Below are 11,823 nucleotides of genomic sequence, written 5' to 3' on the forward strand. Positions count from 1 at the left end.
TCAGAAAGCCCGCGCATACGGTAAACTACGCGCAATTATAGCCCGGGCGGAATATTCTGGCCCTTCACTAATAAACAGAGGATTAAGGTATCTCATGGCTGAATGGAGCGGCGAATATATCAGCCCATACGCTGAGCACGGTAAGAAGAGTGAACAAGTAAAGAAAATTACGGTTTCCATTCCTCTGAAGGTGTTAAAAATCCTCACCGATGAACGCACGCGTCGTCAGGTGAATAACCTGCGTCACGCGACCAACAGCGAGCTGCTGTGCGAAGCGTTTCTGCATGCCTTTACCGGACAACCGTTGCCTAACGATGAAGACCTGCGTAAAGAGCGCAGCGATGAGATCCCGGAAGCGGCGAAAGCGATTATGCGTGAACTGGGAATCGACCCGGATACGTGGGAATACTGAGACGATAAAAAGGGCGGAATAATCTTCCGCCCTTTTTTCTTTCCCGCCCAGGCAGGCGGGAGAGACAAAAAAGCCGCCCTGAGGCGGCTTCTTCTGGCAACTTACTTGCTGCCCGGGATGCTGAAGCGCTTGTTGAAGCGGTCAACACGGCCACCGGTAGCAACATCACGCTGTTTGCCGGTGAAGAACGGGTGGCATTTGCCGCACACGTCGAGGTTCAGGTCGTGACCAACGGTGGAGCGGATTTTCATGACATTACCGCAAGAACAGGTAGCAGTAATTTCGTCGTAATTTGGGTGAATACCTTTTTTCATGGGAGAACCTCAGTTAAGGCCGCGTCGCTCTTCCAGCCCTAACGCCAGACACCACGCGATATTAGTAATTTCCCGTCGCCTTCTACGCTGCTGACAGCATGAAGCACGCGGTAATGGTCAATCTTCAATGCGATATAAAGCGCATCAAAGGCGGCGAATCATACAGAATTTGACCAGCATATGCAAACTGATCCGCGCCGCCTTATCGTAATGTGTATACTATCCCGCCAGATTTCAAGTCAGGAAGATGACATGTCCGTCGCCCACGTTGCCCTACCCGTTCCGCTACCGCGCACTTTTGACTACCTGCTGCCTGAAGGCATGGCGGTCAAAGCGGGCTGTCGGGTGCGGGTGCCGTTCGGCAAACAGGAGCGGATCGGCATTGTCGCGGCGGTGAGCGAGCGCAGCGAACTGCCGCTGGATGAGCTAAAACCGGTCGCCGAAGCGCTGGACGACGAGCCGGTCTTCTCCACGACTGTCTGGCGACTGCTGATGTGGGCGGCTGAGTATTACCATCACCCGATCGGCGATGTGCTGTTCCATGCATTACCCGTTATGCTGCGCCAGGGCAAACCCGCCAGCGCCACGCCGCTGTGGTACTGGTTCGCCACCGAGCAGGGGCAGGTTGTCGACCTTAACAGCCTGAAACGCTCCCGGAAGCAGCAGCAGGCGCTGGCGGCGCTGCGCCAGGGCAAAATCTGGCGTCATCAGGTTGGCGAACTGGAATTCAATGAAGCGGCGCTGCAGGCGCTGCGCGGCAAAGGGCTGGCGGAGCTGGCCTGCGAAGCGCCCGCCCTCACCGACTGGCGCAGCGCGTATTCGGTTGCCGGCGAACGCCTGCGCCTGAATACCGAGCAGGCCACCGCCGTCGGGGCGATCCACAGCGCCGCCGATCGTTTCTCCGCCTGGCTGCTGGCGGGTATTACCGGCTCCGGGAAAACGGAAGTCTATTTGAGCGTGCTGGAGAATGTGCTGGCGCAGGGGCGCCAGGCGCTGGTGATGGTGCCGGAGATCGGCCTGACGCCGCAAACCATCGCCCGATTTCGCCAGCGCTTTAACGCGCCGGTGGAAGTGCTGCACTCCGGGCTCAATGACAGCGAACGTCTCTCGGCCTGGCTGAAGGCGAAAAATGGCGAAGCGGCCATTGTGATCGGCACCCGCTCCTCGCTGTTTACCCCATTTAAAGATCTCGGCGTCATCGTCATCGACGAAGAGCATGACAGCTCCTACAAGCAGCAGGAAGGCTGGCGCTACCATGCCCGCGACCTGGCGGTATGGCGCGCCCACAGCGAGCAGATCCCGATAATTCTCGGCTCGGCGACGCCGGCGCTGGAGACTCTGCATAACGTCCGCCAGGGTAAATACCGCCAGTTAACCTTAAGCAAACGCGCGGGCAATGCGCGCCCGGCCCAGCAGCACGTGCTCGATCTCAAAGGGCAACCGCTGCAGGCGGGCCTGTCTCCCGCGCTGATTAGCCGTATGCGCCAGCACCTGCAAGCGGATAACCAGGTGATCCTGTTTCTTAACCGCCGCGGCTTTGCGCCAGCGCTGCTGTGCCACGATTGCGGCTGGATAGCGGAATGCCCGCGCTGCGACAGTTACTATACGTTGCACCAGGCGCAGCACCATCTGCGCTGCCACCATTGCGACAGCCAGCGCCCGATCCCGCGCCAGTGTCCTTCCTGCGGCTCCACGCATCTGGTGCCGGTAGGGATCGGCACCGAGCAGCTGGAGCAGGCCCTGGCGCCGCTGTTCCCTGAGGTGCCTATCTCGCGTATCGACCGCGATACCACCAGCCGCAAAGGAGCGCTGGAGGAGCATCTCGCCGCCGTCCATCGCGGCGGGGCGCGTATTCTGATTGGCACCCAAATGCTGGCCAAAGGGCACCACTTCCCGGACGTCACCCTCGTCTCCCTGCTGGATGTCGACGGGGCGCTGTTTTCCGCTGATTTCCGCTCCGCAGAGCGTTTCGCTCAGCTTTATACCCAGGTTTCCGGACGAGCGGGCCGGGCAGGAAAACAGGGCGAGGTCATTCTTCAAACCCACCATCCGGAACACCCTCTTTTGCAGACCCTGCTGTATAAAGGCTACGACGCCTTTGCCGAACAGGCGCTGGCAGAGCGGCAGACGATGCAGCTGCCGCCGTGGACCAGCCATGTGCTGATTCGTGCGGAAGACCATAACAACCAGCAGGCGCCGCTGTTTTTACAACAGCTGCGCAATCTGCTGCAGGCCAGCCCGCTGGCCGACGAAAAGCTATGGGTGCTCGGTCCGGTTCCGGCGCTGGCGCCAAAGCGCGGCGGCCGCTGGCGCTGGCAAATATTGCTGCAGCATCCTTCGCGGGTGCGTCTGCAACATATCGTTAGCGGTACGCTGGCGCTGATCAATACGCTTCCGGAGGCGAGAAAAGTGAAGTGGGTGCTGGATGTCGATCCGATTGAAGGATAAGCCTTCTCTTGCGAGCCGGATCGAAAAATTTAACAAGCATCACGTTTTTCATGAAAATTCTGTAACTCACTGCCGCGACTATCTGATAAAAATGATGCAGCAGTTAGCGCCCAAGGGAAATGCCAGCGCCATTCAGCGAGGAGAAACCAGGTGAAGCCCAAAAAACAAGTGGTTGCCGCCACCATGAAAGACGTCGCCCTCAAGGCAAACGTTTCCACGGCAACCGTGTCCCGAGCGTTGATGAACCCTGATAAGGTGTCGCAAGCCACCCGTAACCGGGTCGAGCAGGCGGCGCTGGAAGTCGGCTATTTACCGCAGTCGCTCGGACGCAATATGAAGCGCAACGAATCGCGGACGATCCTCGTGATCGTCCCGGATATCTGCGATCCCTTCTTTAGTGAAGTGATCCGCGGTATTGAAGTCACTGCCGCCGAGCACGGCTATCTGGTGTTAATCGGCGATTGCGCCCACCAGAATCAGAAAGAAAAAACCTTTATCGACCTTATCATCACCAAGCAGATCGACGGCATGGTGCTGCTCAGCTCGCGCCTGCCGTTTGACGCCAGCGTGGAAGAGCAGCGCAATTTGCCGCCAATGGTCATGTCGAATGAGTTTGCGCCGGAGCTGGAGCTGCCCACCGTCCATATCGATAACCTGACGGCGGCCTTTAACGCGGTAAATTATCTCCACGAGCTGGGACATCAGCGTATCGGCTGTATCGCCGGCCCGGAAGATATGCCGTTGTGCCATTATCGCCTGCAGGGTTATGTGCAGGCGCTGCGCCGCAGCGGTATCACCGTCGATCCGCACTATATTGCTCGCGGCAACTTTACCTTCGAAGCCGGCGCCAATGCGCTGGAGCAGCTCCTGGCGCAGCCGGTGCCGCCCACGGCGGTCTTTTGCCATAGCGATGTGATGGCGCTGGGCGCCTTATCGCTGGCAAAACGTCGCGGTCTGAAAGTGCCGGACGACCTGTCAATTGTCGGCTTCGATAACATCGCGTTGTCTGAATTTTGCGACCCGCCGTTGACCACGGTTTCACAGCCACGGTTTGATATTGGCCGTGAAGGAATGCTGCTATTACTGGAGCAAATGCAGGGGCATAACGTGAACAGCGGCTCGCGTCTGCTCGATTGCGAACTGATTGTTCGCGGCAGTACGCAAAAAATCAGACGATAACCATCAGGCTTTCGGGCCTGCTCTTCTGGTCAAAGGCCCGCCGCTTAAGTAACATGGCGGGCTGACGAACGAATATAAGACAGCGAAACGATAGTGGCACAACGAGATTATGTACGCCGCAGCCAACCGGCTTCTTCGCGGCGCAAAAAGAGCACGACCCGAAGCTCAAGGAATAAGCAAAGCAGCCTTCCGGCGATTTCACCGGCGATGGTGGCGATCGCGGCGGCTGTGCTGGTGGCCTTTATCGGTGGCCTCTATTTCATTACGCATCATAAGAAAGAAGAAGCGGAAGCGATGCAAAATCGCCAGGCCGCCGGCAACGGCTTGCCGCCCAAACCGGAAGAGCGCTGGCGCTATATTAAAGAGCTGGAAAGCCGCCAGCCTGGCGTCCGCGCGCCGACCGAACCGACCGCCGGTGGCGAAGTCATGAAACCGGAACAGCTGACCGACGAGCAGCGCCAGCTGCTCGCCCAGATGCAGGCCGATATGCGCCAGCAGCCGACCCAGCTGACCGAAGTGCCGTGGAACGAACAAACGCCGGCGCAGCGCCAGCAGACGCTTCAGCGTCAGCGTTTAGCGCAGCAACAGCAGCAGGCGCAGCAGCAACAATGGGCGCAGACTCAGGCGCAGACCGTCCAACAGCAGCCGCCGCGCGTTCAGCAGCCGAAGCCGGTTCAGCAGCAACAGCCGAAGCAGACCGCGTCAAACCAGCAGCCGTACCAGGATCTGCTGCAGACGCCAGCGCATACCAATACCACGCAGCCGCGTACCCAGGCCGCGGCGCCGGTAACTCGGGTGGAAGAAGCGCCGAAAACCACCGCCGAGAAGAAAGACGATCGTAGCTGGATGATCCAGTGCGGCTCCTTTAAAGGCGCCGAGCAGGCCGAAACCGTCCGCGCTCAGCTGGCTTTCGAAGGGTTTGCTTCGCACATTACCACTAACAACGGCTGGAACCGCGTGGTTATTGGCCCGTTGAAAGGCAAAGAAAGCGCCAACGAGATGATCACCCGCCTGAAGATGGCTGGACACGCGAACTGCATTCGTCTCGCCGCCAGGGGTTGAAACCCTCAAAATCCCCCCCATCTATAATTGCATTCGGCCCCGCGGACAGCGCGGGGCCCCTGTTCCGCTTTTGCAACCAAGGGGTCTGCTCGTGACTACAATTGTAAGTGTTCGCCGTAACGGCCATGTTGTTATTGCCGGTGATGGCCAGGCCACGCTGGGCAACACCGTGATGAAGGGCAATGTGAAGAAAGTGCGTCGTCTGTACAACGACAAAGTGATTGCCGGTTTCGCTGGCGGCACCGCCGACGCCTTCACGCTGTTCGAACTGTTTGAACGTAAACTGGAAATGCACCAGGGCCATCTGGTGAAGGCCGCCGTTGAGCTGGCCAAAGACTGGCGAACTGACCGGATGTTGCGCAAACTGGAAGCGCTGCTGGCCGTCGCGGACGAAAACGCGTCGCTTATCATCACCGGTAACGGTGACGTGGTACAGCCGGAAAACGATTTGATTGCTATCGGCTCCGGCGGTCCTTACGCCCAGGCCGCGGCCCGCGCGCTGTTGGAAAATACCGATATGGGCGCGCGCGACATCGCCGAGAAAGCGTTGGATATTGCAGGTGATATCTGCATCTATACCAACCATTTCCACACCATCGAAGAATTACCTTCTAAAGCGTAAGGATCTCCCATGTCTGAAATGACCCCACGCGAAATTGTCAGCGAACTGGACAAACACATTATCGGTCAGGACGCCGCCAAGCGTTCTGTTGCTATCGCCCTGCGTAACCGCTGGCGTCGGATGCAGCTTAACGAAGAGCTGCGTCATGAAGTCACGCCGAAAAACATTCTGATGATCGGCCCAACCGGCGTCGGTAAAACCGAAATCGCCCGTCGTCTGGCAAAACTGGCTAACGCGCCGTTTATCAAAGTTGAAGCGACGAAGTTCACCGAAGTGGGCTATGTCGGTAAAGAAGTGGACTCCATCATCCGCGATTTGACCGATGCGGCGATCAAAATGGTTCGCATGCAGTCCATCGATAAGAACCGTTACCGCGCGGAAGAGCTGGCGGAAGAGCGCGTGCTTGACGTGCTGATCCCACCGGCGAAGAACAACTGGGGCCAGACTGAGCCGTCGCAGGAACCGTCTGCAGCGCGCCAGGCGTTCCGTAAAAAACTGCGTGAAGGCCAGCTGGACGATAAAGAGATTGAAATCGATCTCGCTGCGGCGCCGATGGGCGTTGAAATCATGTCCCCTCCGGGCATGGAAGAGATGACCAGCCAGCTGCAGTCTATGTTCCAGAACCTCGGCGGCCAGAAGCAGAAACCGCGTAAGCTGAAAATCAAAGACGCGATGAAGCTGCTGATTGAAGAAGAAGCGGCCAAACTGGTCAATCCGGAAGAGCTGAAGCAGGAAGCCATCGACGCTGTAGAGCAGCACGGTATCGTCTTTATCGACGAAATCGACAAAATCTGTAAGCGCGGCGGCAACACCTCCGGCCCGGACGTCTCCCGCGAAGGCGTACAGCGCGACCTGCTGCCGCTGGTGGAAGGCTGCACCGTCTCCACCAAACATGGGATGGTCAAGACCGACCACATCCTGTTTATCGCCTCCGGCGCATTCCAGGTGGCCAGCCCATCCGATCTGATCCCGGAACTGCAGGGGCGTCTGCCGATCCGCGTTGAGCTGAAGGCGCTGACCACCCACGACTTCGAGCGCATCCTGACCGAGCCGAATGCCTCCATCACCGTGCAGTACAAGGCGCTGATGGCGACCGAAGGGGTGAACATCGAATTCACTGAAGACGGCATCAAGCGCATCGCCCAGGCCGCATGGCAGGTAAACGAAACCACCGAGAACATCGGTGCGCGTCGCCTGCACACCGTGCTGGAGCGCCTGGTGGAAGATATCTCCTATGATGCCAGCGAGATGAACGGCCAGACCGTCACTATCGATGCCGAATATGTGAGTAAACACCTGGATGTTCTGGTGGCAGATGAAGATCTGAGCCGTTTTATCCTATAATCCGGTGCAATGCATTTTCATCACTGTTGATGGGGGCTATCGCCCCCATTTTTATTGGCTAGAATAACTATGACTGATATCAGCCGTTCACAGGCGTGGCTGGAAAGCCTGCGTCCTAAAACGTTACCGCTGGCATTTGCCGCGATTATTGTTGGCACCGTCCTTGCCTGGGAGCAGGGCCATTTTGATCCCTGGGTTGCCCTGCTGGCGCTGATCACCGCCGGCTTGCTGCAAATTCTTTCCAACCTCGCCAATGACTACGGCGACGCGGTTAAGGGGAGCGATAAACCGGATCGCATCGGGCCGCTGCGCGGGATGCAGAAAGGGGTGATTACCCCCCAGCAGATGAAGCGCGCCCTGATCGTCACCGTCGTACTCATCTGCCTGTTTGGTTTGGCGCTGCTGTGCGCCGCCTGGCAGAGCGTCGGCGATTTCATCGGCTTCCTCGCCCTGGGAGGCCTGTCTATCGTGGCCGCCATCACCTACACGGTGGGCACCCGTCCGTATGGATATATTGGTCTGGGTGATATCTCAGTACTCGTTTTCTTCGGCTGGCTGAGCGTCCTCGGCAGCTGGTATCTGCAAGCCCATAATGTGGAAGCGGCCATTTTTCTGCCGGCGACAGCCTGCGGTCTGCTGGCGACCGCCGTGCTGAACATCAATAATCTGCGCGATATCGACAGCGACCGGCAGAACGGGAAGAACACCCTCGCCGTGCGCCTGGGCCCGGTCAATGCCCGCCGCTATCATGCCTGCCTGCTGCTCGGCGCCCTGCTGTGTCTGGCGCTGTTTAACCTGCTGGCGCTGCATTCAGCCTGGGGCTGGCTGTTTATTCTCGCCACGCCGCTGCTGGTGAAACAGGCGCGCTACGTCCTGCGCGAATCCGATCCGCTGGCGATGCGGCCAATGCTCGAAAAGACGGTCAAAGGGGCTTTACTAACCAACCTGCTGTTTGTTATCGGAATTATTGCCAGTAAGCTGATGGCTTAACTGACAAATATCAATTAACAATTGATGATTTTGCCAACAATGCGATTCGCGGGATATACTAAAAACTCTCGCAGCAACTGAACGTTAAGCCTATGAAATACGATACTTCCGAGCTTTGTGACATCTACCAGGAAGATGTCAACGTCGTGGAACCGCTGTTCTCTAACTTTGGAGGACGGTCGTCGTTTGGTGGACAGATCATTACGGTTAAATGTTTCGAGGATAACGGGTTGCTCTACGATCTGCTCGAGCAGAATGGCCGTGGTCATATTCTCCTGATCGACGGCGGCGGCTCAGTACGACGCGCGTTAATTGACGCTGACCTGGCGCGTCTGGCCGTCCAGAATGAATGGGAAGGGTTGGTGGTCTATGGCGCGGTGCGCCAGGTTGACGACCTTGAGGAGCTGGACATTGGTATTCAGGCGCTGGCGGCTATTCCGGTCGGCGCGGCTGGCGAAGGCATCGGCGAAAGCGACGTGCGCGTCAATTTCGGCGGGGTGACTTTCTTCTCCGGCGACCATCTGTATGCCGATAACACCGGGATGATCCTGTCGGAAGACCCGCTGGATATCGAATAAACCTTCCGCCATAAAAAAGGCCTTCTCCATGAGAAGGCCTTTTGTTTATCCGGCGCGTAACTTAGTACAGTTTCTTCGCGCAATCCAGCCAGTCGTTCTTGAACGGACGCTTCATGTTCTCGATGGCATCGATGATGTCGTGGTGCACCAGCTTCTCGTTCTGGATGCCGACGCAACGGCCGCCATGGCCCTGTAGCAGCAGCTCAATCGCATAGGCGCCCATGCGGGAAGCCAGGATGCGGTCGTAAGGAACCGGGGAACCGCCGCGCTGAATGTGGCCGAGGACGGTGGCGCGAGTTTCACGGCCAGTCTCTTTCTCGATGTAGCTTGCCAGCTCGTCAACGTCGCACATGTGCTCGGTGATGGCCACGATAGCGTGTTTTTTCCCTTTCGCGATACCGGCTTTGATTTCTGCCACCAGATCGTCACGGGTATATTCCACTTCAGGCACCATGATAAACTCACAGCCGCCGGCAATCGCCGCCGCCAGGGTCAGGTCGCCACAGTAACGGCCCATCACTTCCACCACGGAGATACGCTGGTGCGAAGAGGAGGTGTCGCGCAAACGGTCAATCGCTTCCACCACGGTGCTCAGGGCAGTAAAGAAGCCGATGGTGTAGTCAGTGCCTTTGATATCGTTGTCGATAGTGCCCGGCAGGCCGATGCATGGGAAGCCCATCTCGGTCAGGCGCATCGCCCCCATATAGGAACCGTCACCGCCGATAACCACCAGCGCGTCCAGGCCGCGCTTCTTCATGTTTTCGATAGCCACAGCGCGGATGTGTTCTTCGCGGAATTCCGGGAAGCGAGCGGAGCCCAGGAAGGTACCGCCGCGGTTGATCATGTCGGAAACGCTGTAACGGTCGAGCTGAACCATACGGTCTTCATACAATCCGAGGTAACCGTCATAGATTCCAAAAACTTCCAGACCTTCCGTTAATGCCGCGCGCACAACGCCACGAATTGCTGCGTTCATGCCCGGCGCATCACCGCCACTTGTCAACACACCGATTTTCTTAATCATGACTACCTCTGAACTTAGGAAGCAAAAAATAATTCTGTTGCCTGAAGCGCTCCCTCACCAGGAGTGCACGACGCTAATGACAATAGTATATCAAACGCCTCAAGCTGAATTGATTCAGGTCAGACCAAACGGCGGTAATTTATACAAAAAATGCCGATCTGCCCCACATTTTTACATCGAGTTTACAGACTATAACCTAACGCTCAAAAAAGCCCTGCTGCGCCGCTGGCACCACAGAGCTGGGATCCTGATGGATAATGACATCGGACCCCGGGAAACGGCGCAGAATCGCCTGCTCCACCTGGTCTGCAATCACGTGGGCTTGCACCAGCGGGAGGTTATCTTCCATTTCCAAATGAATCTGAATAAAGCGGGTCGGCCCTGACTGCCGCGTTCGTAGATCGTGCGCCCCGCGGATGCCGGGCCATGCGGTCACGATGGTGATAATGTCCTGACGCTCCTCGTCAGGCAAGGCGCGGTCGAGTAGTGACTGAACCGCCTCATAGCCCATCCGCAGCGCGCTATATAAAATATAGATGCCAATCCCCAGGGCAAACAACGCGTCGGCGCGATGCCAGCCGTACCAGGATAGGCCCAGCGCCACCAGAATGGCGCCGTTCATCATAACATCAGACTGATAATGAAGCATATCCGCCCGCACCGCCTGGCTCTGGGTTTTTCGCACCACCCAGCGCTGGAAAGTCACCAGCGCCAGCGTACTAACGAGGGCGATCAATGTGACGACGACCCCGACGCCGGCGGCCTGCAGCGGCTCCGGACGCACCAGGTGCTGAATGCCGGTGAGAAACAGGAACAGCGCCGAGCCGGAGATAAACATGCTTTGCGCCAGCGCCGCCAGCGACTCCGCTTTGCCATGACCAAAGGTATGTTCTTCATCAGCAGGCTGTAGCGAATAGCGAACCACCAGCAGGTTGGTCAGCGAGGCGGCAATGTCCACCAGCGAATCCACCAGCGCAGCCAGAATACTGACAGAACCGGTATACCACCACGCAAAAATTTTGATCAAAAGTAACGCGGAGGCCATAGCCGTCGCGGCGATAGCGGCGCGACTGACCAACCGGCCATAAGATTGATTCATATAGGCTCCTTCTCCTGCAATGCGCTTAGTATAACCCGAACTTGTGACGCTCACGGGATAGGCGAAGGAGTTGATTTACCGTAAAAAGGGCAAAAAAAACCCCCACATCATGTGGGGGAAGACAGGGATGGTGTCTATGGCAAGGAAAACAGGGTTTGTTACTGGGGTTGCAGGGTGTTGCTACTACTCGAAAGCATCATCGCTGAGCCTTTCTGCATCCTTGCAACCTCACGCAACTGATCCATACGCTGCTGGTGCTTAGCATTTAAAACCGCTTGCTGCTCTGGCGTAAGCAGGTGGTACATTTGGTTGCGAACCTTAGCCATCTCGACCTGGCGGGCAACCTGTTCCTGCGCCATCTTTTCTGCCTGAGCGCGCACAGCGTTTTCATCAAAATTTTCTGCGGTGACAAGGCGATGCATTGTCTCCATTTCGCTAACATTAACGGGGAGCCTGTCGTGGCGTGCCCGTTGCATAAGATCCCGTAACTGCTGACGTTGCTGCTCGGTTAAACTTATGCCGTCAAACATATGGCTTTGGCTACCGCGCTGTCCCCCTTCGTCTCCGGGGAGCCAGTTAACGCTGGTAACGACTTCAGCGGCCTGGCTATATGCACTTAGCGCCAGCGTTGAGGCCATGACGGCAGCGATAACATTGCGCATCACATACTCCCAAAACGTTTGTGTCGCGATTCAACGAGAGACAGTCTACGATTCAGGCTGCAAACATGCGTCAGGGGGTGTAAAACAAC

At 57.3% G+C, this 11,823-nt stretch carries 12 protein-coding genes; 8 read left to right on the forward strand and 4 right to left on the reverse strand.

Translation table 11 applies throughout. The features are described 5' to 3' along the window. Positions 1 to 94: 94 nt before the first annotated feature. Positions 95 to 412 (forward strand): met regulon transcriptional regulator MetJ, encoded by a 318-nt coding sequence (gene metJ / locus OHJ17_RS24865; RefSeq protein WP_002882924.1) that lies wholly within the window; start codon positions 95 to 97, stop codon positions 410 to 412. 101 nt (positions 413 to 513) lie between these two features. On the opposite strand, the gene rpmE is transcribed toward metJ, so the two are convergent. Then, positions 514 to 726: a 50S ribosomal protein L31 gene (gene rpmE / locus OHJ17_RS24870; RefSeq protein WP_002882922.1), complete on the reverse strand. Its 213-nt coding sequence runs from the start codon at positions 724 to 726 to the stop codon at positions 514 to 516. 252 nt (positions 727 to 978) lie between these two features. Here rpmE and priA point away from each other — a divergent pair, with 252 nt between their 5' ends. The 7 genes from priA (at position 979) to rraA (ending at position 8,949) form a co-directional block, all read left to right on the forward strand. Continuing rightward, the gene (gene priA, locus OHJ17_RS24875) at positions 979 to 3,174 is read left to right on the forward strand and encodes a primosomal protein N' (RefSeq protein WP_016947362.1); all 2,196 of its coding nucleotides are present in this window, start codon (positions 979 to 981) and stop codon (positions 3,172 to 3,174) included. Positions 3,175 to 3,324: 150 nt separating this feature from the next. Further along, on the forward strand, positions 3,325 to 4,353 hold the full coding sequence (cytR, locus tag OHJ17_RS24880; RefSeq protein WP_002882921.1) for a DNA-binding transcriptional regulator CytR: 1,029 nt from the start codon (positions 3,325 to 3,327) through the stop codon (positions 4,351 to 4,353). Positions 4,354 to 4,446: 93 nt separating this feature from the next. Beyond that, positions 4,447 to 5,415: a cell division protein FtsN gene (gene ftsN / locus OHJ17_RS24885; RefSeq protein ID WP_002882919.1), complete on the forward strand. Its 969-nt coding sequence runs from the start codon at positions 4,447 to 4,449 to the stop codon at positions 5,413 to 5,415. A gap of 91 nt (positions 5,416 to 5,506) precedes the next feature. Then, on the forward strand, positions 5,507 to 6,037 hold the full coding sequence (gene hslV, locus OHJ17_RS24890) for an ATP-dependent protease subunit HslV (RefSeq protein ID WP_002882918.1): 531 nt from the start codon (positions 5,507 to 5,509) through the stop codon (positions 6,035 to 6,037). 9 nt (positions 6,038 to 6,046) lie between these two features. Further along, entirely contained in the window at positions 6,047 to 7,381 is a 1,335-nt protein-coding gene (hslU, locus tag OHJ17_RS24895; RefSeq protein WP_002882917.1) for an HslU--HslV peptidase ATPase subunit, read from the forward strand. Positions 7,382 to 7,450: 69 nt separating this feature from the next. Next, positions 7,451 to 8,371, forward strand: a complete 921-nt coding sequence (gene menA, locus OHJ17_RS24900; protein ID WP_002882914.1) for a 1,4-dihydroxy-2-naphthoate polyprenyltransferase — start codon at positions 7,451 to 7,453, stop codon at positions 8,369 to 8,371. A 92-nt stretch (positions 8,372 to 8,463) separates the two neighbouring features. Next, positions 8,464 to 8,949, forward strand: coding sequence for a ribonuclease E activity regulator RraA (rraA, locus tag OHJ17_RS24905; RefSeq protein WP_002882913.1), 486 nt, complete (start codon positions 8,464 to 8,466; stop codon positions 8,947 to 8,949). A 61-nt stretch (positions 8,950 to 9,010) separates the two neighbouring features. Here rraA and pfkA read toward each other — a convergent pair whose 3' ends face one another. From pfkA to cpxP, 3 genes are all read right to left on the reverse strand, one after another. Continuing rightward, entirely contained in the window at positions 9,011 to 9,973 is a 963-nt protein-coding gene (gene pfkA, locus OHJ17_RS24910) for a 6-phosphofructokinase (RefSeq protein ID WP_002882911.1), read from the reverse strand. 196 nt (positions 9,974 to 10,169) lie between these two features. Continuing rightward, entirely contained in the window at positions 10,170 to 11,072 is a 903-nt protein-coding gene (gene fieF, locus OHJ17_RS24915) for a CDF family cation-efflux transporter FieF (RefSeq protein WP_002882907.1), read from the reverse strand. A 158-nt stretch (positions 11,073 to 11,230) separates the two neighbouring features. Next, positions 11,231 to 11,734 carry a cell-envelope stress modulator CpxP gene (gene cpxP, locus OHJ17_RS24920; protein WP_004178004.1) on the reverse strand — a complete coding sequence of 168 codons (504 nt, stop codon included), beginning with the start codon at positions 11,732 to 11,734 and terminating at the stop codon, positions 11,231 to 11,233. Positions 11,735 to 11,823: the final 89 nt, after the last annotated feature.

This window comes from Klebsiella sp. KP20-425-1 (genome assembly GCF_025813515.1).
Classification (GTDB): Bacteria; Pseudomonadota; Gammaproteobacteria; order Enterobacterales; family Enterobacteriaceae; genus Klebsiella; species Klebsiella pneumoniae.

What these genes read in the sequence shown, in the direction of transcription:
- metJ (WP_002882924.1), top strand. Translation starts at nt 95, where the DNA reads ATGGCTGAATGGAGCGGCGAATATATCAGCCCATACGCTGAGCACGGT.
- pfkA (WP_002882911.1), bottom strand. Translation starts at nt 9,973, where the DNA reads ATGATTAAGAAAATCGGTGTGTTGACAAGTGGCGGTGATGCGCCGGGC.
- priA (WP_016947362.1), top strand. Translation starts at nt 979, where the DNA reads ATGTCCGTCGCCCACGTTGCCCTACCCGTTCCGCTACCGCGCACTTTT.
- hslU (WP_002882917.1), top strand. Translation starts at nt 6,047, where the DNA reads ATGTCTGAAATGACCCCACGCGAAATTGTCAGCGAACTGGACAAACAC.
- menA (WP_002882914.1), top strand. Translation starts at nt 7,451, where the DNA reads ATGACTGATATCAGCCGTTCACAGGCGTGGCTGGAAAGCCTGCGTCCT.
- rraA (WP_002882913.1), top strand. Translation starts at nt 8,464, where the DNA reads ATGAAATACGATACTTCCGAGCTTTGTGACATCTACCAGGAAGATGTC.
- fieF (WP_002882907.1), bottom strand. Translation starts at nt 11,072, where the DNA reads ATGAATCAATCTTATGGCCGGTTGGTCAGTCGCGCCGCTATCGCCGCG.
- cpxP (WP_004178004.1), bottom strand. Translation starts at nt 11,734, where the DNA reads ATGCGCAATGTTATCGCTGCCGTCATGGCCTCAACGCTGGCGCTAAGT.
- rpmE (WP_002882922.1), bottom strand. Translation starts at nt 726, where the DNA reads ATGAAAAAAGGTATTCACCCAAATTACGACGAAATTACTGCTACCTGT.